The sequence below is a fragment of the Nocardioides sp. AN3 genome (genome assembly GCF_054653495.1).
This window is the reverse complement of the sequence record NZ_BAAIGC010000003.1, coordinates 288,256-309,861: the sequence shown is the minus strand read 5'-3', so window position 1 is coordinate 309,861 and position 21,606 is coordinate 288,256. Positions and strand designations below refer to the sequence as shown.

The window sequence follows — 21,606 nt, the reverse complement described above, 5'->3', positions numbered from 1 at the left end:
GTCATGACGACGTCACCGACAGTTTCCAATTCATCGCAGCCGCTGGGCGAGCGCGTTGCGCTGCGACTCCGTCTCGACAACAGCTTCCAGTCGGGTCCGCTGGATGGGGCCTGGTGGCCGCAGTCCCGTGATCTTCAAGTCGAGGCCGCAGACCTCGTGGATCACTTTCCCGATCTGATCGGCCGGATCGAGCGGATGCTGTTCTCCCGACCCGACTGGGACGCGGTCAGCGGCGCCCCGAGCATGCGCCGGATCCATGCCGCGCGCGGCGTCGTCAAGGTGGGCTCCTTCCCGAGCGACGACACCCACGTGATGATCGTGAAGATGTCTTCGGGGCAACGACTCCGATTGTTGGTCGTGCCCAGCGATACCGAGCCCGGCCTCGCATCGAGGGTCATGCAGGAGGCGGCTGACGATCGCAACACCGAGTCGCCCAGCACGCTCCTCGGGTTGTCCGGACCGGACCAGAGCCACATCGGGTCCGCCGTCTGGGACGACCATGCGGGCCATCCCGCATGAGGCGGCATTCGTCACCGACGGGCGGGATCCACCTCTGGTGGCCCCTCCCGCCTGATGCGGTGAGTCAAGGGCGGCGGAGTTGGTCGACGGTCAGCACCCGATTGATCACGCTTTGGGCAACGGTCTTGACCGGCTGGTTGTTGCGGCGGCTGTAGTCACGCATCAACTGGAAGGCCTGGTCCACGTCGACGCCGGCGCTTGCCAACAGGACGCCCTTGGCCTGCTCGACCAGGATGCGACTGTTGAGTGCGGTCTGAAGCTGCTCGGCGATCAGCCCGGACTGGCGAACGGCACGCTCCTGCAGTAGCCCGATCGTGGCGATGTCGGCCAACGCCTGGCCGAGCGCGACATCTTCTTCGCTGAGGCGAGAAGCGCTCACGCAGAACAGGTTCATGGCCCCGACCACGGAGTCCCGCAGGCGCAGGGGGATCGCGTGCGCGGACGAGTAGCCCACCTCAGACGCGGCGGCGGTGAACCGTGGCCAGCGGGAGCGGGCTTCGGCAATGGCCACGTTGACGACCGCGCGACCGCTGTTGAAGCAGTCAAGGCACGGCCCTTCGTCGTTCTGGAGCTCGAAGAGCTCGAGAACCTGGGCGTGGTCGCTCGTCGAGGCGACCACGTGCAGGCTGCCGCGCAGATCACTGAGGATCACCCCCGCCGCGTCCGCATGGAGAAGCTCGACACTTCGCTCGGTCAGTGTGGACAGGAAGTCCAGTGCGTCGAACTCGTCGACGAGCGTGTCGGCTAGCTCGACGAACACCTCGGTCAACCGCTGTTCAGCGCTCATGAGAGTGGCCTCTTACTGGTCTGACGAATGTCGCGGGCGGGTGTGTCAATCATCTTCGTCTTCTTCCGGAGGAATGCGAATACGCCCCGCCAGCACGTCGCGCGCGACTTCCAGGAGGGAACGCTCGCCGGCGAACGCATGGGCCCGAAGTAGCAGCAGGGCGTCCGCGAGACCGACCGACGCCTGAACCGAGAGAAACCCCGTCGCCTGGTGGACCTCGGCGCGGTATTCCAACGGTTCGCCCAGGTCGGGATGGAGCACTGATCCCGGCTGCCTCCCGGCCTGCAGACGCAGAAGCACCACCACGGCGGCATCGGCGTAGGCCAAGGCGCTCGCCATCTCCTCGCGACCCAGATGACCAGCGGTCGAGCGGTACAGGCAGAGCGTGCCCAGACGCACACCGCCCACCTGGAGTGGAAACGCGAACACCGCCCGCACTCCCGCGCCCACCGCCACCGGTCCGAACCCCGGCCATGCCGACATCTCGCCGGCCGTCACCAGGTCGGAATGGAGGACGGGGCGCGCGAACCGAGACGCATCCACGCTCGGCCCCTCGCCCAGTTCGAACTGGAGGTCCTCCAACTGGGCCGCGACCCTGCCCGATGCTCCGACCACCCCCTGGTGGCCAGCGTCGTTCATGAGCGCCATCACGGACCCGCTCAGGCCGAGGACCGTGGTGCAGTCGCCGCACAGCAACTCCGGCAGCGACCGCCCCGACCCGGCCTCGGCGTCGGCGTCGATCGCCGCGAGGATCTGGGCCGTGGTCTTCACGCTTCCACCCACCTCAGGGTCGGGGGAGTAGCCTCGAATCGAGGCCACCTCGGACCCCGGCGGCGCCATCTGCGAACAGCCGGGGTTCTCATGTCCACCACCTCAGGGTCAGCGCATCAGCCCCTCCAGAGTGACTACAGCGAACTGGTTCGGGAAGTCCGGAGTCGAGGACTCCTTCACCCTAGACCTTGGTACTACGTCCTCCTGGGAACCCTCAACCTCGCCGGACTGGCCCTGGTCGTGGTCGGTCTGGTGTTGCTCCGCGACTCGTGGTGGGCGATCCTGCTGGCTCCGTGTTTCGCGGTCGTCTCGACCCAGGTCGCGTTCTTCTCTCACGACGCCGCCCATCGCCAGATCGCCCACGATGGCCGGGTTATCGCCGTGCTCTGCCTGATCCACGGGAACCTGCTCAACGGTCTCAGCTACGGCTGGTGGGTGGCCAAGCACAACGCCCACCACGCCCATCCGAACGATCTGGAGGCCGATCCCGATGTCGCTGTCGGTGCGTTCGTGTTCGACTCCGACCAGGCCAGCGCACGCAGAGGGGCTGCCGCCTGGCTGACGCGGCATCAGGCCGGCCTGTTCTTCCCGATGCTGACGCTGGAGGCCCTCAACCTGCGCGTCTCGAGCGTGCGTGCGGTCCTCAGGCCCGGACTCCGCTACCGCGGAGCCGAGGGCCTGCTGCTGCTCGGCCACCTAGCCGGGTACCTCACGCTCCTGATTGGCACTCTGACTTGGGCCCAGGCGCTGGTGTTCCTCAGCATCCACCAGGCCCTGTTCGGTGTCTACCTGGGCTGCTCGTTCGCTCCGTCGCACAAGGGGATGCCGGCCTTGACGCCGCAGCAGGCCGCAGATCCGCTGCTGCGCCAGGTGTTGTCCTCGCGCAACATCCGAGGAGGACAACTCGTCGATCTCGCACTCGGCGGCCTCAACCTTCAGATCGAGCACCACCTGTTCCCGAGCATGCCGCGTCCCAACCTGAGACGGGCCCAACCCATCATCCAGCGCCACTGCCGGGCCCGAGGAATCTCGTACGCCGAAGCGACCCTCCACGAGTCGTACGGGCTGGCACTCCGACACCTGCACCAGGTGGGCGCCCCGCTCCGTCGGTGTCGCCCCCGAGAGTGACGCGCATCCACCCCGGTCCCGCAGGGTCGAGGGCCCCACCGTGGCACCGTTGTGATGTGGGAGAGCGGCCACATGTGTCGCGGAGTCAGCGTGCCCGCATCTGCGCTGGCCCTCCAGGCGCCCGACGTGACGGCTCCGGGTGACCGGTCAGAGGCCGCTTCCTTTGACCATCGTGCAGGCATAGTGTCGACCTCACGCCTCGACAACTCGTCCTGACCTTGCGGTGTCCGGCCAACGAGCTCATCGAACTTTGGAGTTGTCATGGTGGATGCGGTATCGAGCTGGTCACACGGAATCACCCTCGAGGACACCCCGATCAGCGCGTCGCAGGCCAGGGCCTTTGTCAGCCATCACCTCGTCGACCATCGGCTGCTCTACCTCGTCGACCCGGTGCGACTCGTGGTCAGCGAACTGGCAACCAATGCGTTGGTGCACGGGCACACCCCTTTCGTCGTGACGCTTTCACGCGAGGACCACACCGTCCGCCTCACGGTGAGAGACGACTCGGACTGGGTAGCGAGCCGTGGCCCGACCCAAGTGTTGCCAGCCGGTGGGCGCGGGCTGGGAATCGTCAACACCCTCTGCCGCGACTGGGGGGTCGCCAGGGCCGAGGGCTCAGAGACGGTGTGGGCCTTGTTCGACACGCGGGAACGGACGTCGGCATGACACTCATCGATGTAGGTGCCTAGAGACCTTGGCCGCAATGGCGACGAGGGCCCCAGCGATGCCCGAGGCGACCGGCCAAGCCGCGGCCCCGGAAGTCCGCGTCGGTGCAGACGGCGCTGATCTCGGTCCACCCGGGGGGATGGAGGCGCTCACCTGCCATCGCGACCAGCCGGCCTTCGTGGCGGATCCCGAGGTAGGTGCCCATCTGCGGGGTGCCGGGCAGGAACTGACCAGGCTTGTTGCGCTCGACCAGGGCGAGCATCTCTGCGACGACGGCCGGGTCATCGCGGTCGAGCAGCTCGACCTCCGTGTCGTGCCGGGCGTTGACGGCGGTCGTCTCGACCAGCTGGACGCCTGCGCCTCCGGCGACGACCGTCCAGCCGGGCGGGGAGCGACGTCGTCGCCGCTGATGGGCATCTCTGCACCGAGGCCGACGAGGGAGGCGAGAGGACGCCGGTCTGACGCGTGTCGAAGCGGAGTCCGCCGAGTCTGACGGTTCACCAGGCGAGCCGGAACCAGACCGTCTTGCCCGTCTTGTCCGAGTCCACGCCCCACCCACTGGCGAGTGCGTCCACCAGGAGCAGACCACGCCCGTGGTGTGCATCGTGATCGATCGGCCGCAGGACCGGGCGCTCCGACGACTCGTCGGCCACCTCCACCCGGACCCCCTGATCGTCCCGGGACAGGCGCAGCTGCACCGGCCCGGTCCCGTGGTGGACGGCATTGGTGACCAGTTCGCTGGTCAGCAGGACGACGATCTCCAAGGAGGTCCGCGAGACGTCGGGCAACGACTGTGCGACGAGGACCCGAGCGGCGCGGACCGAAGCCTGATCCCCGGCGAGCACCCAGTCCCACCGCCGCAGCTCCAACGCGCCCTCACCTTCGCAGCCGGTGCCGCCGCAACGCTTGGCGCACAGTCCTCCCGCACAGGTAACCACACCAGCTCGGCGCCACGCCCCGGCCTAGGCGCACGCCCCGGCCCGTGGCGGTCACCAAGCGCTGCGCTCGATGCGGTAGTCGCCACCGCTCTCCTCGATGCGGCTCCACGCGGCCGGTCCGAAGTGGAGCTGCCGGTCGTTGTCCGGATCGATGACTTGCACCGCGCCGGTATCCAGCAGGTCATAGGTCGCAGTCCCGCCGAACTCGTAGCGCTCAGCTCCGATGAGAAAGACCGTGAAGTTCGCCATCGGACGACGGTAGCGGCAGCGCGCCGACACCACGACCAGGTTCGTCATGGTGACGCGGCTGCCATCGGGTCGCCGCTGGCGGGCACATCAAGACGGATCCGTGTGATACTTGAGGGAATGACATCCTCAGCCCGTCCTCGGCGACACCTTGCCAGCAGCCCCTTCCGGCCCGATCCGGAGCCGATCGTCGAGCAATATGCGCTGGGTGATCTCGTGTGCCATGACGCCTATGGGGTGGGTCACGTCGTGCAGCAGGAGGCGAGCGCGGTGATCGTCGACTTCCGCTCCCAGACGGTCCGACTGACGAGCCCGTTCTCCAAGATGACCAAGCTGTAGGCGGTCCACGAGAGGGTCCGCGTCCACGGTGGTGCTCACGCGGGTTCGACTCGTGCCAGGATCAGGGCATGGGTGTGTCGGATGATCCGGTGACCCGGCTGCGCTCGCTGGTCTACACCGGCGACGGTCGCGGTCTCGTGGCCATGCTGTCTACGGGTCCATGGCCCGAGGACTCGCTGCAGCTGATCGGCGACGGCCTGTGCGCTGCGGTCCGTGCTCACGTCGACGGCGCACGCCAGCTGGCTGCCACCTGCATCGACGCGCTTGACGTGCGGGAGTGGGAAGGCGACCGTGAGCTGGTCGAGGCGCTCGGCGCCGCCCTGGGGACGGCACCGACGCCGCTGCTGCGGCCGCTCCCCGTCGACTTGGAGGAGCTCTCCTCCATCCTGGAAGGCGACCCGGTCTACGGCGGCGGACGGATCGACCTGACCACAGGGGAGGTCTGGCCCGAGTCCGCCCTCGAGAACGCCAGGGACATCGACGAGATCGACGAGGACGACGACGACCCCGACCGCTGGCTGTGGGTGGAGTGTGAGGGATCCCGCGCGGGCTTCCGCGACATGGTCGTCTTCATCGGCGACGTCGAGGACACCCGGCTCGTGGACCGGCTGAGCCGGGCCATCGAGGGACGAGGCGCTTTCCGTCGGTTCAAGGACACCCTCGCCGAGCTTCCCGACCTGTTGGCGCGTTGGTACGCCTTCTCCAACGACCGCCAGCGCGGTCGGGCCCGATCCTGGCTCGCCGCCGAGGGCTACACGCCAGTGCCCAGGTAGTCCACGGCGCCAGCGATCCTCGACGCGGCCCGCGCTCTTCGGTGTGGGCTTCACGATGTTGTCGGTGCCGTCTGGTCGAATCGTCGAGGTCGGGACAGACCGAGGACGGGGGTCACTCATGGGGACGAACAACAAGGCACGTCGCGCAGCGAAGTCGCGTCAGAAGACGCAGCACGGCACACCGCGCAGTCGCGGAGAGCGCACCGGGTCCGGTCGCCCGTCGTCGTACGGCGATGCCTTTGGTGCGGCGCGCGATGACGCGTTCATCGACGACTGCTGGGTGTCGGCGTTCGCGCAGCTCGACGGGGATGTGCACGAGGTCCCCGCGATCCTGCGCGACCTGATGACCTTCCCCGCGGACCTGGTCGAGACGCGGGCGCAGGAGCTGTTGGTCGCGCTCGTGGGTCGCCTCTGGTCCCGTGGATGGCAGCCGGCGGAGGTGAGACGACAGGTTCGGATCGTGTCTGACGCCCGCGTCGCAGGACTCGCCGATCTCGTGATCCATGCTGATCACGCGGGGCGCTCGGGTCAGGGTCTTGACCCGCGTTGGGCCGAGCAAGTGGCAGCCCTGGGCGGCCGCGAGCACTCCACGCGCGATGCGTGGTTGAGCCGATGGCGTGACCGGGAAGGGCTCAGCCGCACGGACGCCTATGAGATGGTCGTCACGCTGGGTCGCCTCAGTGGGGAGCTGCCCCCGCTGGACATCCTCATCCCACCTCCGGGGGCACGGTCGTCGACGGTGACGGTCGGACTTCCCGCTCGCAGCGCCGGCCACCACCCGATGCTCGAGCGGATCCGCAAGCTGCTGGCCAAGGCGGAGGCCACGGACTTCGAGGAGGAAGCGGCGACATTCACAGCGAAGGCGCAGGAGCTGATGACGCGGCATGCGATCGACGAGGCGCTCCTCCACCACGAGGACCGCGGTGACGTGCCGCGGATGATCCGCGTCCCGCTCGATGCGCCGTATGCCGACGCGAAGGGGCTGCTGCTGGCAGTCGTCGCCACCGCCAACCGCTGCCGCTCGGTGCAGCTCGCCCGCTATCACATGAGCAGCGTCCTGGGGCACGGCAGCGACCTCGCGGTGGTCGAGATGCTCTTCACGTCGTTGCTCATCCAGGCGCAGAAGGCAATGGTGGACGCCGGACGAGGGCAAGCCGGCCGGCGTGCCCGCAGTGCGTCGTTCCGCTCCTCGTTCCTGCTTGCGTATGCCGGCCGGATCGCCGAGCGCCTGGCGTCGGTGAACGAGTCAGTGTTGGATCCGCAGCGGGCGGCGGCGGCACTTCCGGTGCTGCGATCCCGCGAGGATGCCGTCGAGGAGTTCCTTCAGGATCGGTACGGCGACAGTCTCACCTCGAGCGTCATCCGTGGTGGCCATGACTATCTCGGCCGGGCGCATGGCCGCCAGGCCGCCGACGCGGCGAGGCTCGACGCCGGCCAGCTCACCGGCTGACCGCCGCGTCGACCACTTGGGCACCTGGAAGGGACGTAGCGCGATCGTAGCGGCTGCGGCTACGCTTGATCTATGGGTGCCACAACGATTCCGGCGCGTGACCTGCGGAACCACTACGGCCAGATCATCGCGCGCGTGCTGAGCGGCGAGCACATCACCGTAGTCGCTGATGGCGTGCCTGTCGTCGACCTCATCCCCCACGAGCCGGACGCCGCTCCTCCTAGGTTCCGGCCGGCGAACGACCGCCCACACTGGGCTGCCCTGTCTGCCGAGGCGGCCGACGAATGGGCCGCTGACATCCGCGATCTGACGGATGCGGTGGACCAGGCACCGAGCGACCCGTGGGAGCGCGGGTGAAGCCGGCGCCGCTCGGTCTCCTTGACACCTCTGTGGTCATTGACATGCCCGATGACCTTGACGCCTACGCCGTGTCTGTTGGCGTCACAGCAGTGACTGTCGGAGAACTCGCGTTCGGGTTGCACGTGGCGGATCCGATCAAGAGTGCCGAGCGGGAACAGCGCTATCGAGACCTGCTGGCGACCTACGACCCGGTTCCGTATAACGCTGCGGCCGCGCACTGGTACGGCGCGGTCGCAGCGACCGTTCGGGCGTTGGGCCGCAACCCACGCCCTCGGATGGGGGACCTCATGATCGCTGCTACAGCCCGCAGCGTGAGTGCCGCCGTCCTCACCCGCAACGCGGAGGACTTCCGCGGTCTTGAGGGGATCGTCAGGGTCATCCCCATCACTTAGCGGCTGCAGGACCCGCCATCCGGGCGTCGGATCTGCGCTCGCCGCCCAGCAGCCGCACGAGGATCAGTCAGCTGCGAACGCCAGATACGCCGGACGCAGCAGCTCGCACAGCTCTCGCCCGCGGACGTCGACCGCGACCTTGGGAACCTGGTCGAGAAGCCCGTCCGGGGCTGTGGGTGGTGCCGCCGTCGCGGGAAGGTCGCCCTGCATCTCGAAGAAGGAGCCGAGGCACTCGGCCAGCGGCGTGCTCGTCCGTTCAGCCGCATCGGCCGCCGGAGGTCCGTCGCCGCGGGCCGCGCGCAGGTTCGCCAGGAGGTCCTCCCGCTCCCGGCCGCGCCACGCGAGGATCCTGAACGGGTCGTCGTCGAACGTCTCCGCCAGCAGGTAGAACGCCGCCGCCAGATGCTTGCACGGCACCTCCCAGTCCGGGCAGGAGCAGTCCAGCGTCAGGTCACGCGCGCTCGTGGGGAACAGCGGCAGACCCAGTCCCGCGAAGACCTCCTCGATGTCCTCCGGCATCTCACCGGCCAGCAGCTTCGCCAGATACCAGGCGTTGCCGGCGAGCTCGCGCTCAAGCTGCGCCCAGTCAGCCTTGCCGAAGGCGGTCAGCCCGATGCGCACGCGATAGGGCCGTGCCCGAGTGCCCTGCACCTGGGCGCTCACGGTGCCCGCGGCGACGTCGAGGGAGATGACCTGGCCCTTGCGGGCGTAGGTGCGGCCCCGCTGCAGCCGCCCGCCCATGCCCATGCCCTCGAGCACCGTGATGAAGCGCTCCGACCACCAGGTCTGAGCGATCGCACCGCGTGTGCTTCTCGCCTTGAGCCCACCCTCGACGGCACGCGGCTTCGACGGCGGCGGGAAGCCGGAGCCCCAGTGCGACCGGCTATTCACCGACGGCTCCTTCGGAGAGGCTGAAGAGCTCCCGCAGCTCGGTGGTGGAGAGCTCGGTGAGCCAGCCCTCCCCGTCGCTCACGACCAGGTTGGCGAGCGCCTTCTTGGCCTCGATCATGTCGTCGATCTTCTCCTCGAGCGTGCCGGTGCAGATGAACTTGTGCACCTCCACGTTGCGCCGCTGACCGATGCGGAAGGCTCGATCGGTCGCCTGGTCCTCCACCGCCGGGTTCCACCAGCGGTCGAGATGGATCACGTGGTTTGCCGCGGTGAGCGTCAGACCGGTGCCGCCTGCCTTCAGTGACAGCAGGAAGATCGATGGACCGTCGCCGGACTGGAAACGCTCGACCATCTCGTCGCGCGCCTTCTTCGACGTGCCGCCGTGCAGGTAGGCGACGTCGGTGGCGAACCGGGCTGCCAGATGCGGGAGCAGCATCTCGGCGAACTCGGTGAACTGGGTGAAGCACAGCACCCGGTCGCCTTCGGCCAGGATCTCCTCGAGGATCTCCTCCAAGCGGATGATCTTGCCCGAGCGTCGGCCGACGGGTGACCGGTCGTGCAGCAGCTGGGCGGGGTGGTTGCAGACCTGCTTGAGCTTGGCCATCGCGGCGAGCACGTTGCCGCGGCGCTCGATGCCGCGTGTGCTCTCGATCTTCTCCAGCATCTCATCGACGACGACCTGGTACAGCGAGGCCTGCTCGGTGGTGAGGCGGCAATACTGCTTCATCTCGATCTTCTCGGGCAGATCGTCGATGATGGTCGGGTCCGTCTTGAGCCTGCGCAGCACGTAGGGCCGGGTGATGGCGCGCAGGCGTTGCGCCGCGTCAGCATCCCCATGCCGCTCAACCGGGATGGCGTAGTGGGTGCGGAACCGATCCTGAGGGCCGAGCATCCCAGGGTTGACGAAGTCCATGATCGACCACAGCTCGGAGAGCCGGTTCTCCACCGGGGTGCCGGTGAGCGCGATCCGGTGCGGCGCGCGGAGCCGGCGTACGGCCTTGGCCGAGCGCGACTGGCTGTTCTTCACCGCCTGCGCCTCGTCGAGGACCACGCGTCGCCAGTCCACCTCCGCGAGCTCGTCCATGTCGCGGACGGCGGTGCCGTAGGTCGTGACCGCGAGGTCGACGGTGGCGAGGCGCTCGGCGAGTGCATCGCCGCGCAGCCGCTCCGGACCGTGGTGGGCATAGACCCGCAGGTGAGGCGCGAACTTCGCTGCCTCCCGCTGCCAGTTGCCGACCAGCGACATGGGGCAGACCAGGATCGTCGGGCCGACCTCGGGATCGTCCGAGCGCTCCGCAGCCTCCAGGGCCAGCATCTGGACCGTCTTGCCCAGACCCATGTCGTCGGCCAGACAGGCGCCCAGTCCGACCGAGGAGAGGAAGCTCAGCCATGACAAGCCCCGCTGCTGGTAGGGCCGGAGCTGGGCCCCGAACTCCGCCGGCGGCTCGACGAGCTGGAGGGTCTGCGGCGCGGCACCGTCGAGCAGCGACCCCAGCCAGCCGTCGGCCTCCACGCCGATGATCTCGAGCGGGACGTCGACGTCGTCAGGATGGGCCGCGGCCAGCGCGAGGATGTCCGCCGCCGACATCGAACCGGACTTCTCGCGGCCGAGGAACTCCAGTCCGCGCCGCAGCTGCTCGCGGTCGACACTGACCCACTGACCACGCATCCGCACCAGCGGCGCCTTGGCCTCGACGAGGGCGGCGATCTCCACGTCCGTCAGCGGCTCGTCGCCGACGGCCAGCTCCCACGTGAAGTCGCACAGCTGCTCCTTGCCGAACCGGCCGCCGGCGGCTGCGGCAGGGTCGGACCTGCTCGACGCGGACAACCGGAGGCCGAGCTTGGCCCGGCGGTCCCACCAGGTCGGCAGCAGTACGCCGAACCCGGCCGCGTCCAGCGCGGGGGCTGCCTCAGCGAGGAAGTGGAAGGCACCGTCGGAGTCCAGCTCCAAGGCGCACGGACGCTCGCGAGGAAGGCCGTCCGCGAGTCTCGGATAGACGCGGCTTGCTCGTCCGAGCTCCCCCAGCAGCAGCTCCTGCGGATGCTCCAGCCACCGCCGAAGCGTGCCGTCGTCGGTCCACGCCTGCTCGGCGGGCACCAGCAGGCTCGGGTCGGCGGTGGACTGCAGCAGGAACTCCAGCCGCCACCGTGGTTCGGGCTCGCCCACGTCGGTTGCCGACGCGGACTCCGGCTCGAGGTCGGTCAGACGGAACGTCGCGTGGGCGGGACCGACCTGCTCGACACCCACCTCGCCCCATGGCCCGAGCGCCTTCTCCAAGGCGGCGAGCTCCACCTCGTCGGCCTCGAAGTGGCCGTCCGGCGCGGTGAGGGCAGCAAGCCACGCCTCCACGGCAGGCGGCTGCTTGGGGCGGCGTCCGCGACGGGGCGGCACCAGGCTGACGTCGGAGAGCCTGGCACGCGCTGCCGCGTCCACCAGCTCCGCGAGGACACCGGCGGCGAGCTCGTTCGGGTCGTCGAGATCGGGCACCGCGCGACACACCGGCGGCATCGCGGTGACGAGAGCCTGCAGCGCCAGGACGTCGCGCCCCTGCAGAACCGGTCGCCACCGTGCTACGGGCACGTCGTCGTGCCCGATGGTCGGCAGCACTCGTCCGCGGTCGACGAGCTCTCGCGCGAATGCGGCCAGCTCGGACAGGTAGCGAACGGACGCCCCGGAGCGGACGCCGTCCGCGCCTGCGTCCTCGGGATCGTCGAACCAGGTGAGTGCCGCCGCCGGCTCGAGGACCGTTGCCGTCACGGTCCACGGGAGCAGCGTCGGCTCGGACTGCGGTTCGCGGCGCGGGGTGACGCGCACCATCTCGGGCGAGTCGAGCGGTGACTTCGCCAGGGACGGCAGCAGCAGGACGGCATCGCTCGCCTTCCCTGGAGCAACACCCGGCACCATGTCGATCGGCGCGGCGAACGGGTGTGGCCGCGCGGAGCGGGTCGCCTGGCTGCGGCTGGTGACCGCGCGATCGGAGTCCTCCGCCCAGAGTGCGATTACGCAGCCGCGAGCCACGAATCCATGCAAGACGAACATGCCGGCCAGGACGCCCTCTCGACTCGGTTCGCCGACAGGCTAACCCGGCCGTCTCCTCACGTCTCCAACGACCCGCGCACTTTCGCGGACCTCACCGCCCGAGGGCTGGCTGCTTGGCGAGCCGGTGACGGTGGTGTCGGATCCTGTCAGCGGGCTTCCGGCCGTCACGCTGGGGCGTTGGCTCACCACAGCCGAGGTCGCCGATGCCTTGGACGACGAGTGAGCGGCATCCGACTTCTCGACGCCCATGCGACCTCACACACGTGGTCGGACATCGGCACGTCACCGATGCGTACCTTGCTGCGCTCGCCGCGAGCAGGGGAGGACGGTTGGCCACTTTTGACCAAGCCTTGGCCGCCAGCGTCCCTGACCTCGTCGAACTGATCCCCTGATCCCCTGAAGAGCGGCACTGTCACAGTAGTAACGGCGACCGACTCTGCTACTGTTGTCACATCGGAGGTGTGCGATGGAGCGACGGGTCGGCTTTGCGTCGGGCCACGCAAGTGGACTGCAGCCTCGAGACGTCGTCGTGCGTGACGAGCTCGACCAGGACTCCGACATCGCCGGCAGCCGATACATGGCCCAGGGCGATGCCGCCGTGCCAGCCCCGAGAGCGGTCGTCGAGGTGGTCGGGCTGTCGGTCGACGAGGTCACCGAAGCCGTTGAGCTGCTGGCGCAGAAGCGTCAGATGGCGTCCGAGCTGACCACATCGCTGCGGACGCAGATCCTCGCGGCGCTGACGTGGGTGTCCGAACCGGCGATCTCGCCGGGCGACGTCACCGCAACTCAAGGCGTGGCGACGCTCCGGGCACGGCTGCTCGAGACGCCGTACGAGACGTTCGAGTCTCTCGCCGCGCGTCGCGGCTCGACGCCGAACGCGACGCGGACTGCGATCAAGCGAGCCCGCGATGCCGGCCGTGTCTTCAGTGTGCAGCACGGCGGGCGCGCGTTGATGCCGGCGTTCCAGTTCGAGGCCTCCGGCGATGTTCGGACAGCCTCGCAGGCCGTCGTCGCGACGCTTCGCGGCGTCGGGCTCGACGGCTGGCAGCTCTGGGAGTGGCTGGCCTCTCCCACCGGGTGGCTTGACTCAGATGTGCCGGCCGATCTGCTCGACAGCGAACCCGAGGTCGTGCTGGCGGCCGCGAGGCAGTACGCCGAAGAGCTCGCCGTCGGCCGGCATGGCGCTGTGGCGTCCGGGCAAGTGCCGGCTGTGGAGTCGTGACGGTTGCGGCTCGGCCGATCGAGCCGTGCCCACGGCCGTCGAAGTGCCCCGTCGCCGTCACCGAGCTCGTGACGCGGTGCACCGACGACCCCGACTCTCTGCCCGTCGCCACGCTGGCAGAGGGGGAGCCCTGGGTGCGGATCTACTGGTCCGTCGACGGTCACGCCGAGCCGAACCCCGGGGTCGGCAGCACCCGGTTCGCTCCGTTTCCCGGAGCCGGCGCGGCCGCGGACATCATGGTGCCGACGATGTACGTGGCCAGGACGCTGCGCGCGGCCCTGCTCGAGACGGTCTTCCACACCGCCGAGCCGACCGCTCGAGCCTCGGCAGCGACCACGAGACTCCCCTCGGTCTTGACGGGCAACGACCTGCTGGGGCGCCTCCATGCGCGGCTCGCGCTGCCGCGCTCCCTGCGGCTTGTCGACCTGCGCAACCCTGCCCTCTCCGGACTGGGGCTGGTGCGGGAAAGCGTCGTGAGCTCGTCCGCGCTGCACTACTCGTGCACCCGGCGCATCGCCCAGGCGATCTGCAACGCCGCGCCCGCGGACGGGGGCTTCGACGGGATTCTCTGGCACTCACGGCAGTCGGAGGTCGCCGCGAGCTACCTGGCAACCCCCGAGCGTGCCCGGCGAGCCGTCGCACGGCCTCCTGCGTCGGGCGGAGCCGCCGACGATGAGGTGGTCGTCTTGTTCTGTCACCGCGTCGAGGGTGGCCGAGCGGGTGGATGGAGGCTCGTGGAAGCGCCCGACAGCAGCGGCTCTCTCTTCGAGGGAAGCGGCGAGCGGGCCGTCCAGGAGCTGGCCGCCGACCTGGCGATCGTCCTCGACCCGAGCATCGATGGCACGTGACCACCTGCGGGCCCACGGGTCCCCACAGATCGAGGTGTGCCTACAAGCCGCCCGGAGCCTTGCGGCTGATCCGGTAGTGCAGCGTGAGGAACGGGAAGCCGAAGAGCCAGAAGGAGTGCTCGGCCCGCAGGCCGTCGGGGACGACGTACACCTCCAACTGCTCGTCGAGGCCGTCGACGCGCAGGGCGGTCAGCTCGTCGGCCGGGGTGTCGACGTAGGCGAGGTAGTGCCCCGCCTGGCCGTCGTCGACCCGGCTGGTCAGGGTGAGCCCGCCGTCGGGGCGTAGCCGCGGGCTGAGGGTCGCCGTGAAGCTGCCCTCGGGCACAGGGAAGCCGACGCTGACGTAGCCGCGGCCCTCATGCGTGTAGGTGGTGTAGATGCCGAGCATGATCGGCTCGTCGTCGTCAGCGAACGACCGGATCCAGCCGCGCACCGAGACGGCACCGTCCACGCCGCTGACGGTGTCGATGCGGCTCCGGATTCCGCGCTGGGCCTCGCGCTGGTTCATCGGGATGCTCGCCTGACCCAGCCGCCGGGCGACCAGGTTGCGGTAGAGCAGGTAGCCAGGCCGGACCCACCGTCGCCACTCCGGCACGATGTCGAGCGCGAACCGCGTGGTGTGCTCGTAGAACTCGCGCACCAGTGGGTCGATCTGGTGCGGGTCGAAGGCAGGACCGGCGAGGTCGTCGACCGACGTCACGATCCCGGCATCCGCGGCGTCCGGCGTGTAGAGCCCGCCGAGCTCCTCGGCCAGGTTCTGGACATAGCCGGTGCCGACGTACGCCGACCGCGCCGGCCGCGGCACCACGAACGGGAGGTCGACCGCCCTGACACGCTCGGCCACCAGGCTGACCTGTGGATCGCGGAAGAGCGCGGCAGCGAGGCAGCGGTAGGCCAGGACGGTGGAGGCCGCCGTGACGGCGCCCGGTGCTCCGCGCCGAGACAGGGCCTGGCCGACGGTGGCGCCCACCACCGGGCCGAACACGACCTTCTGCGGCCGCACCCCCATCGCACCGACCGTCGCGCCCATCGCCAGGCCGATGCTGCGTGGCCCGGCGTGAAGGACCCTGTCGGCCGTCCAACCGACGGGTGCCGCCATCGCGGTGCTCACGGCGATGCGCTGCCACAGGGCTGGGATCTCACCCGGTCTCTGGCGGGCCCTGGCGATCGCCTCCGAGGTGGCGAGGACGCCGGCGCCGAGGAGCGCGCCGCCCACCGCCGCGCCTGCTCCGCGGTGGGCGGCCAGCGATGCTCCGGCCATGCCGCCGATCGCAGCCGCGAAGCCGAGGGAGGAAGGTGACGCCACCTGCCCGAACCTAGTGCTTGAGCCCGGGCCTGTCGCGGCTCCCTCAGGCCGCCCGCCGCCGGACGAACCACCCCCGCCAGGCCTCGACCAGGTGAGCGGTCACGCCGAGCTCCTGGGCAAGTGCACCCGGATGCGGGCCGACGAGCCGCTCCGCACGCTCGTAGTCGTCGGTGTCGATCACCAGTGCGGCACCGAACTCCGAGGCCCTCCGCTCGAGCCTCGGCGTGGAGGACCGATCGCCGAACCGCGCGTGGCCGATCTCGTGGGCGAGCGTGGCGGTCGCCTGCGCGTGCGTCAGGCGCGTGTTGAGCACGATCAGGCGCTCGTCGTCGAGGTAGGCGCCGCGCCGGATGTCGCCGAGGTCCGCCCACTCCACCGCAAGGCCGAGAGCCTCGGCGTGCGCCAGGAGGACGTCCAGGGTCATGCCTCGTCGCCCCCCTCCTGCTCCTCGCTGATGCTCACGTGGTCGTGAGCGGCGATCCCGTGATCAGGACTATCAGCCGCCGCCGACAGCCGGCGGCGGGACCAGAGGCCGTCTCGCTCGTCCGCCGCCCGGAGGCGCAGCGCCAGCTCGTCGAGCATCTGCTGGTGGGAGACGGTGTCCCAGTCCGGGCGCCCGGGAGGAGGCGTCTTCGCCTCCTCGGCGGTCAGGAACCCCGCTGCGACGAAGGCCCTGAGGACGCTGTCCTCATAGGCCCGAGCAAGAGCGGCCACCTCGACCACCTTGCCGACCTTGCCGTTGCGCCAGCGGCTGATGGTGGAGCCGTCGACGCCGACCTTGCGCCCCACCGCGTCCTGCGGCTCGTCGCGGGTGAGCTCCCGCACGTAGATCGCCCATGTGTCCATGGCGGCATCCTAAACGTGCTTATGCCTGCATGCATAACGCGTGCATGACCGCTTGTGGAGTCGTGCAGTGACGCATATCCTATGCGGCAATGCATTCGACGCCGGGGGGAGCGGATGAGGATCAAGCTGCGCGGCAACATCATCTACGAGATCTGCACGGCCGCTGGAGGGATCAGCCGCGATGAGCTGGCGCGCCGGCTGAAGGTGGCCTCGTCGACCGCCTACCGGGTCGAGCGAGGAGACGTCGAGCCGTCGCCACGGTTCATTGCGTCGCTCATGCACTTCACCGGGCTGCCGTTCGAGGCGTTGTTCGAGATCGACCGCGGGCCCGCATAGAGGCCGGGGACAGTCGGCCCCGCGCGGAGATGCCTGGTCCAGAATGCAGCCGTGGAGATCTGGATCAACCCGTCCTGTTCCAAGTGCCGCACGGCGCTCTCGATCCTGGACGAGGAGGGCGCGACCTACACCGTGCGCCGCTACCTCGAGGATGTGCCCACCGCCGCCGAGATCGGTGACGTGCTCGGCCGCCTGGGGCTCGAGCCGTGGGACATCGTCCGCACCGCCGAGCCGGACGCGAAGGAGCTCGGGCTGAAGAGCTGGCCCCGCACCGCCGAGAGCCGCGACCGTTGGATCGCCGCCCTGGCCGAGCACCCGAGGCTCATCCAGCGTCCGATCATCACCGCCGACGACGGCACGACGGTCGTCGCCCGCACTGACGAGGCGGTGCGATCGGTGCTCTGAGGGCCGATAGCGTGACCGCTCATGAGATTCGCAGCGATGCCGGACGGTCGGCCGGTCGAGCGGATCACCCTCGGGTCGGCGCCGGGCGTGGTGGTCGACCTCCTGACCCTCGGCGCGACCGTGCACCGTCTCGAGGTGACCGGCGGGGACGGCGTACGACGTGATGTGGTCCTCGGGCGCGACAGCGTCGCCGACCTGCTCGGCGTGGACGGCTTCCTCGGCGCGACCATCGGGCGCTACGCGAACCGGATCGCGGGGGGCCGGTTCACTCTCGGCGACACGCAGGTCCGGGTCGCGACGAGCGACCGGGGCAACTCGCTGCATGGCGGACCCGACGGCTGGGACAAGCGACTCTGGTCGATCGAGGCCCAGAGCGACTCCTCGGTCACGATGTCGATCGTCAGTCCTGATGGCGACATGGGGTTCCCCGGCACGGTGGTGGCGTCGATGACGTGCACGGTCGACGGTGAGGGGGTGCGGGTCGAGCATGCGGCCACCACCGACGCCCCGACCGTCGTCAGCCTGACGAACCACAGCTACTTCAACCTCGACGGCGATGGCGCCGGGACGGTCGACGGCCATCTCCTCACGGTGCATGCCGACCACTACACGCCTGTGGACGCCACCGGCATCCCGCTCGGCGACCACGTCGCGGTCGATGGCACGGCCTTCGACCTGCGGACGCCGACGCTCCTCGGGCCCGTGCTGCGCACCGACGAGCCACAGCTCGCCTCAGCGGGGGGCATCGACCACAACTTCGTCATTCGTGGCGCCGGCATGCGGCCCGTCGCCGTGCTGTCCTCGGCCACGACCGGCACCACGCTGGAGGTGCTCAGCGACCAGCCCGGCCTGCAGGTCTACACCGGCAACGCGCTCGGTGGCTCCGGTCGACGCGGCCGCCGCTACCGGCCGGGCGACGGGATCGCGCTCGAGCCGCAGCTCTTCCCTGACACCCCGAACCATCCCGCGTGGCCATCGGCCCTGCTGATGCCCGGCGAGGTCCACCGATCGACGATCGAGTGGCGGATCACACCCTCCTGACGGCACTCGGAACTGGGACCTTTTGCCATGCGCGGTGCAGGGCTAGCGTGCCTGCATGAGGCGCCCGCCGCATGAGACCGTCGCAACCGTGCTGGTGGAGCCGCGCGCGCTCGTCGACCTCGAGCTGGAGCTGATGGAGCGAGATCTGCGGCTCTGGCCGATCCACAGCGCGCCGATCTGCCTGGACGGACCACGCACGGCCTTCCAGGTGCGCCGCACGATGCTGTTGGCCAAGCGCGGCGCGTGGGACTGCGCCGCCGAGTGGGTGCCGGTGTGGATCAGCTTCGGCGAGAGCTGGCACCGAGGCGACGAGCCGCTGCCGTGGGCGGCGCACGACGCGCTCTGGCAGCTGCTGGAGCGCTATGAGGAGCATGTCCGCTATCAGAAGCGCCTCAGCGGCGTGCGACCCCTGATGGTCGCCACCGAGCTGGCAGGGTAGGCCGTGACAATCCCGTAGGAAGGTTTGTGCTCGGCCACAGCAACTCCACAGTCTTCGGGCGCACGGTGGGATCACCACCGTGCGAAGGAGAGTCCTCATGGCCCACCGTCTCCGCCGCGCCGCCGCGGCCACCGTCCTGGCCGTGCCGCTCGTCGCCCTTCCTGTTGCCGCTCCCGCGGCGGTCGCGGCGGACTACGGCTACGGCTCCTCCGGCGGTTACGGCGGTTACGGCGGCTACGGCGGCTACGGCGGCTACGGCGGCTACGGCGGCTACGGCGGCTACGGCTCCTCCGGCGGTTACGGCGGCTACGGCGGCTACGGCTCGTATGGCGCCTATGGGTCGTACGGCGGGTACGACGACTACTCGAGCTCTGCAGGGACGACGGCCCTCGACGCGAACCCGGCCACCTCGCAGGAGTCGAAGGGCGTCGTGCTCATCGACACGGTGCTGGACTACGGCTCCGGCCGGGCAGCCGGCACGGGCATCGTGGTCACCTCGGATGGCATCGTCCTCACCAACCACCACGTGATCGCCGGCAGCACCGCCATCTCGGTGACGGTCCCGACCACCGGGCGCACCTACGCCGCCGACGTGGTCGGATACGACGCGACCGACGACGTGGCCGTTCTGCAGCTCGAGGGCGCGAGCGGACTGGCCACCACCACGGCCGACACTGACGGGGTGAGGACCGGCGAAGCGGTCACCGCCGTGGGCAACGCGGAGGGTGGCGGGACGCTGCTCGCCGCTGACGGGACCGTCACAGCCACCGGGTCCGACATCACCGTCGCCGACGAGCAGGGTGGCTCCGAGAGCCTGCGCAACCTGATCGAGGTCAACGCCGACGTCGTCTCCGGAGACTCAGGTGGCGCGCTGCTCGACTCTGACGGCGAGGTGATCGGCATGGACGTCGCCGCCTCGACCGGAGGCGCCGACGTGACCGGCTACGCCATCCCGATCCACACGGTGCTCGCGATCGCGGCGAGCATCCGAGCGGGTGACGGGGGCGGCGAGGTCGCGCTGGGGTACGGCGGCGCTCTCGGTGTGCAGGTCGCGAGCATGTCCGGCTCGCCCGTCGTCGAAGGCGTGATCTCCGATGGCGCCGCCGACCGTGCCGGCATCACCGCGGGCAGCACGATCACCTCCCTCGCAGGCACGACCATCGCCTCGACCGACGACCTGACCACCGCCGTCGCGAAGCATGCCGCGGGGGACCGCGTCCTCGTGCGCTGGACCGACGCCAATGGGGAGGGCCACTCCGCGACGGTGGTGCTCGGCCGTGCCCCCGTCGCCTGATGCTCGTTGAGACCTCCGATCACGCCGTAGTGTGCGAAGCAGGAGGTCCTGGATTGCTCAAGCTGTCGACTCTGTCCGGTGCTGGAGTGGCCGGCCGGCGGGCGGCCGCGCGTGAGGTGGTCCACCGCCTCACGGACGGGGTCACCGAGCCCGTCAAGCCGCTGGTCCGCTGGGGGCTGGGGCACGGCATGCCGCGGGTCGTGATCGGCCGAGCCGCGCGGCGGGGCGACCTGCAGGGACGCCTGATCACCGCGGCGGCGCGGCCGCGGCGCACCGACGAGCTCCTGCCGATCTTCGCCGAGCTGCGCGACCGCGGCATCCTCGTGCGGGGGACGTTCAGCTACGTGACGGTCGACCACGCGGCGGTGAAGGAGGTGCTGAGCAGCAGCGACTTCAGCGCGGGCCTTCCGACGACGGCCGGGTCGCTCGCGCGGCTCGACCGTTGGGCCGCGACCGACGTCTTCAACCCGGTCCAGCCGCCGTCGCTGCTGGTCACCGAGCCGCCGGACCACACGCGCTATCGCAAGCTCGTCACCCGTGTCTTCAGCGTGCGGGCGGTCGAGCGGCTGCGGGCGCGGACCGAAGAGATCGCCCACGAGCTCCTGGACGCCATCGACCCCGGCTCGCCCGCCGACCTCGTCGAGGCCTACTGCGGCCAGCTGCCCGTCATCGTGATCTCCGAGATCCTCGGCGTCCCGCCGGGGATGAGGCAGCGCATCCTCGAGCTGGGCAACCAGGCCGGAGCCAGCCTGGACCTCGGTGTCGGGTGGCGTCAGTTCCGGGGGATCGAGCGTGCGCTCGTCGAGTTCGACGACTGGCTCACCGGGCATCTCGCCCACCTGCGGCGGCATCCGGGGGACAACCTTCTGAGCCAGCTGCTGACCGCGCAGGAGGACGGTGTCGGTCTCACCGAGCGTGAGCTCAAGGCCACGGCCGGACTGGTCCTGGCGGCGGGCTTCGAGACGACCGTCAACCTGCTGGGAAACGGCATCGTGCTCCTCCGCGAGCACCCGGACCAGCTGGCCGCGCTGCGCAACGGCACCGCTGACTGGGGCAACGCCGTGGAGGAGGTGCTGCGCGTCGACCCGCCGGTCCTGCTGACGGGGCGGATCGCCCTGCGCGACACGACGGTCGGCGGTCAGGCCGTGCGCGAGGGCCACGCGGTGACCACCGTGCTGGCCGGCGCGAACCGCGACCCTGGCGTGTTCGCGGAACCGGACCGGTTCGACATCACACGGCCGAACGCCCGCGAGCACCTCTCCTTCTCCGCCGGACGGCACCACTGTCTCGGTGCGCAGCTGGCCCGCATGGAGGGCGAGGTCGGGCTGCGGGCGATGTTCGAGCGGTTCCCGCGGCTGCGGCTCGAGCCCGGCGCGACCCGCCGCCGTACCCGCATCCTGCGAGGCTGGGAGAGCCTGCCTGCCCGCGTCGAGTGAGACTCAGGCGTGGTCGCGACGCGTGCGCAGCAGCGCGATCGCCTGGGTGAGGGTGAGCGAGACCTGGAACATCGAGCGGAGGTGGAGGCGCATGCCGCCTCGTACCCCGCCCTGTCCTCCGATAACCGCAGCA

General features: G+C 69.9%; 26 protein-coding genes. 16 read left to right on the top strand and 10 right to left on the bottom strand.

All coding sequences use genetic code 11. The features are described 5' to 3' along the window. Positions 1 to 3: 3 nt before the first annotated feature. Positions 4 to 519 (top strand): DUF5994 family protein, encoded by a 516-nt coding sequence (locus ACYQ1K_RS05945; RefSeq protein WP_459981912.1) that lies wholly within the window; start codon positions 4 to 6, stop codon positions 517 to 519. A gap of 64 nt (positions 520 to 583) precedes the next feature. Here ACYQ1K_RS05945 and ACYQ1K_RS05940 read toward each other — a convergent pair whose 3' ends face one another. Both ACYQ1K_RS05940 and ACYQ1K_RS05935 read right to left on the bottom strand, forming a co-directional pair. After that, on the bottom strand, positions 584 to 1,306 hold the full coding sequence (locus ACYQ1K_RS05940) for a GAF and ANTAR domain-containing protein (RefSeq protein ID WP_459981892.1): 723 nt from the start codon (positions 1,304 to 1,306) through the stop codon (positions 584 to 586). Between the two features lie 45 nt (positions 1,307 to 1,351). Further along, the gene (locus tag ACYQ1K_RS05935) at positions 1,352 to 2,077 is read right to left on the bottom strand and encodes a GAF domain-containing protein (protein WP_459981891.1); all 726 of its coding nucleotides are present in this window, start codon (positions 2,075 to 2,077) and stop codon (positions 1,352 to 1,354) included. Between the two features lie 252 nt (positions 2,078 to 2,329). Here ACYQ1K_RS05935 and ACYQ1K_RS05930 point away from each other — a divergent pair, with 252 nt between their 5' ends. Beyond that, positions 2,330 to 3,205, top strand: coding sequence for a fatty acid desaturase family protein (locus ACYQ1K_RS05930; RefSeq protein WP_459981890.1), 876 nt, complete (start codon positions 2,330 to 2,332; stop codon positions 3,203 to 3,205). Between the two features lie 261 nt (positions 3,206 to 3,466). Continuing rightward, positions 3,467 to 3,871 (top strand): ATP-binding protein, encoded by a 405-nt coding sequence (locus tag ACYQ1K_RS05925; protein WP_459981889.1) that lies wholly within the window; start codon positions 3,467 to 3,469, stop codon positions 3,869 to 3,871. Between the two features lie 19 nt (positions 3,872 to 3,890). Here ACYQ1K_RS05925 and ACYQ1K_RS05920 read toward each other — a convergent pair whose 3' ends face one another. The 3 genes from ACYQ1K_RS05920 to ACYQ1K_RS05910 all read right to left on the bottom strand — a co-directional run bounded on the left by ACYQ1K_RS05920 (position 3,891) and on the right by ACYQ1K_RS05910 (position 5,106). After that, positions 3,891 to 4,133: a GNAT family N-acetyltransferase gene (locus ACYQ1K_RS05920; RefSeq protein ID WP_459981888.1), complete on the bottom strand. Its 243-nt coding sequence runs from the start codon at positions 4,131 to 4,133 to the stop codon at positions 3,891 to 3,893. Between the two features lie 235 nt (positions 4,134 to 4,368). Further along, complete coding sequence (locus tag ACYQ1K_RS05915; protein ID WP_459981887.1) at positions 4,369 to 4,740, bottom strand: ATP-binding protein; 372 nt, start codon at positions 4,738 to 4,740, stop codon at positions 4,369 to 4,371. 120 nt (positions 4,741 to 4,860) lie between these two features. Continuing rightward, entirely contained in the window at positions 4,861 to 5,106 is a 246-nt protein-coding gene (locus ACYQ1K_RS05910; protein WP_459981886.1) for a hypothetical protein, read from the bottom strand. A gap of 69 nt (positions 5,107 to 5,175) precedes the next feature. On the opposite strand from ACYQ1K_RS05910, the gene ACYQ1K_RS05905 reads away from it, so the two are divergent. The 5 genes from ACYQ1K_RS05905 (at position 5,176) to ACYQ1K_RS05885 (ending at position 8,369) form a co-directional block, all read left to right on the top strand. After that, the gene (locus ACYQ1K_RS05905) at positions 5,176 to 5,394 is read left to right on the top strand and encodes a hypothetical protein (RefSeq protein WP_459981885.1); all 219 of its coding nucleotides are present in this window, start codon (positions 5,176 to 5,178) and stop codon (positions 5,392 to 5,394) included. Between the two features lie 68 nt (positions 5,395 to 5,462). Then, entirely contained in the window at positions 5,463 to 6,167 is a 705-nt protein-coding gene (locus tag ACYQ1K_RS05900; protein WP_459981884.1) for a UPF0158 family protein, read from the top strand. A 118-nt stretch (positions 6,168 to 6,285) separates the two neighbouring features. Beyond that, entirely contained in the window at positions 6,286 to 7,617 is a 1,332-nt protein-coding gene (locus ACYQ1K_RS05895) for a DUF2786 domain-containing protein (RefSeq protein WP_459981883.1), read from the top strand. A gap of 72 nt (positions 7,618 to 7,689) precedes the next feature. Continuing rightward, positions 7,690 to 7,974, top strand: coding sequence for a type II toxin-antitoxin system Phd/YefM family antitoxin (locus tag ACYQ1K_RS05890; protein ID WP_459981882.1), 285 nt, complete (start codon positions 7,690 to 7,692; stop codon positions 7,972 to 7,974). Continuing rightward, positions 7,959 to 8,369: a PIN domain-containing protein gene (locus ACYQ1K_RS05885; RefSeq protein WP_459981881.1), complete on the top strand. Its 411-nt coding sequence runs from the start codon at positions 7,959 to 7,961 to the stop codon at positions 8,367 to 8,369. The genes ACYQ1K_RS05890 and ACYQ1K_RS05885 overlap by 16 nt, the downstream gene beginning before the upstream one ends. 63 nt (positions 8,370 to 8,432) lie before the next feature. Here ACYQ1K_RS05885 and ACYQ1K_RS05880 read toward each other — a convergent pair whose 3' ends face one another. Both ACYQ1K_RS05880 and ACYQ1K_RS05875 read right to left on the bottom strand, forming a co-directional pair. Then, on the bottom strand, positions 8,433 to 9,260 hold the full coding sequence (locus tag ACYQ1K_RS05880) for an SWIM zinc finger family protein (RefSeq protein ID WP_459981880.1): 828 nt from the start codon (positions 9,258 to 9,260) through the stop codon (positions 8,433 to 8,435). After that, on the bottom strand, positions 9,253 to 12,300 hold the full coding sequence (locus ACYQ1K_RS05875; RefSeq protein ID WP_459981879.1) for a DEAD/DEAH box helicase: 3,048 nt from the start codon (positions 12,298 to 12,300) through the stop codon (positions 9,253 to 9,255). The genes ACYQ1K_RS05880 and ACYQ1K_RS05875 overlap by 8 nt, the downstream gene beginning before the upstream one ends. Before the next feature lie 466 nt (positions 12,301 to 12,766). On the opposite strand from ACYQ1K_RS05875, the gene ACYQ1K_RS05870 reads away from it, so the two are divergent. Both ACYQ1K_RS05870 and ACYQ1K_RS05865 read left to right on the top strand, forming a co-directional pair. Then, positions 12,767 to 13,522 (top strand): hypothetical protein, encoded by a 756-nt coding sequence (locus ACYQ1K_RS05870; protein ID WP_459981878.1) that lies wholly within the window; start codon positions 12,767 to 12,769, stop codon positions 13,520 to 13,522. After that, positions 13,519 to 14,370 (top strand): RES family NAD+ phosphorylase, encoded by an 852-nt coding sequence (locus tag ACYQ1K_RS05865; protein WP_459981877.1) that lies wholly within the window; start codon positions 13,519 to 13,521, stop codon positions 14,368 to 14,370. Before ACYQ1K_RS05870 ends, ACYQ1K_RS05865 begins: the two co-directional genes overlap by 4 nt. Before the next feature lie 40 nt (positions 14,371 to 14,410). Here the strand turns inward: ACYQ1K_RS05865 and ACYQ1K_RS05860 are convergent, their stop codons facing one another. Genes ACYQ1K_RS05860 through ACYQ1K_RS05850 form a run of 3 tightly spaced genes read right to left on the bottom strand, consistent with a single transcriptional unit; the run spans position 14,411 to position 16,522 of the window. Then, positions 14,411 to 15,676 carry a hypothetical protein gene (locus ACYQ1K_RS05860; protein WP_459981876.1) on the bottom strand — a complete coding sequence of 422 codons (1,266 nt, stop codon included), beginning with the start codon at positions 15,674 to 15,676 and terminating at the stop codon, positions 14,411 to 14,413. A 43-nt stretch (positions 15,677 to 15,719) separates the two neighbouring features. Continuing rightward, positions 15,720 to 16,100, bottom strand: a complete 381-nt coding sequence (locus tag ACYQ1K_RS05855) for an ImmA/IrrE family metallo-endopeptidase (RefSeq protein ID WP_459981875.1) — start codon at positions 16,098 to 16,100, stop codon at positions 15,720 to 15,722. Next, on the bottom strand, positions 16,097 to 16,522 hold the full coding sequence (locus tag ACYQ1K_RS05850) for a C40 family peptidase (protein WP_459981873.1): 426 nt from the start codon (positions 16,520 to 16,522) through the stop codon (positions 16,097 to 16,099). The genes ACYQ1K_RS05855 and ACYQ1K_RS05850 overlap by 4 nt, the downstream gene beginning before the upstream one ends. A 114-nt stretch (positions 16,523 to 16,636) precedes the next feature. Between ACYQ1K_RS05850 and ACYQ1K_RS05845 the strand changes: the two genes are divergently transcribed. The 6 genes from ACYQ1K_RS05845 (at position 16,637) to ACYQ1K_RS05820 (ending at position 21,473) form a co-directional block, all read left to right on the top strand. Then, positions 16,637 to 16,858, top strand: a complete 222-nt coding sequence (locus ACYQ1K_RS05845) for a helix-turn-helix transcriptional regulator (RefSeq protein WP_459981872.1) — start codon at positions 16,637 to 16,639, stop codon at positions 16,856 to 16,858. Between the two features lie 51 nt (positions 16,859 to 16,909). Beyond that, complete coding sequence (locus tag ACYQ1K_RS05840; protein ID WP_459981871.1) at positions 16,910 to 17,263, top strand: arsenate reductase family protein; 354 nt, start codon at positions 16,910 to 16,912, stop codon at positions 17,261 to 17,263. Positions 17,264 to 17,284: 21 nt separating this feature from the next. Then, positions 17,285 to 18,304 (top strand): aldose epimerase family protein, encoded by a 1,020-nt coding sequence (locus ACYQ1K_RS05835; RefSeq protein WP_459981870.1) that lies wholly within the window; start codon positions 17,285 to 17,287, stop codon positions 18,302 to 18,304. Positions 18,305 to 18,359: 55 nt separating this feature from the next. Continuing rightward, positions 18,360 to 18,743 carry a hypothetical protein gene (locus ACYQ1K_RS05830; protein ID WP_459981869.1) on the top strand — a complete coding sequence of 128 codons (384 nt, stop codon included), beginning with the start codon at positions 18,360 to 18,362 and terminating at the stop codon, positions 18,741 to 18,743. 97 nt (positions 18,744 to 18,840) lie between these two features. After that, the gene (locus ACYQ1K_RS05825) at positions 18,841 to 20,037 is read left to right on the top strand and encodes a S1C family serine protease (protein ID WP_459981868.1); all 1,197 of its coding nucleotides are present in this window, start codon (positions 18,841 to 18,843) and stop codon (positions 20,035 to 20,037) included. 53 nt (positions 20,038 to 20,090) lie between these two features. Further along, entirely contained in the window at positions 20,091 to 21,473 is a 1,383-nt protein-coding gene (locus tag ACYQ1K_RS05820; RefSeq protein WP_459981867.1) for a cytochrome P450, read from the top strand. The last annotated feature ends 133 nt before the right edge of the window (positions 21,474 to 21,606 follow it).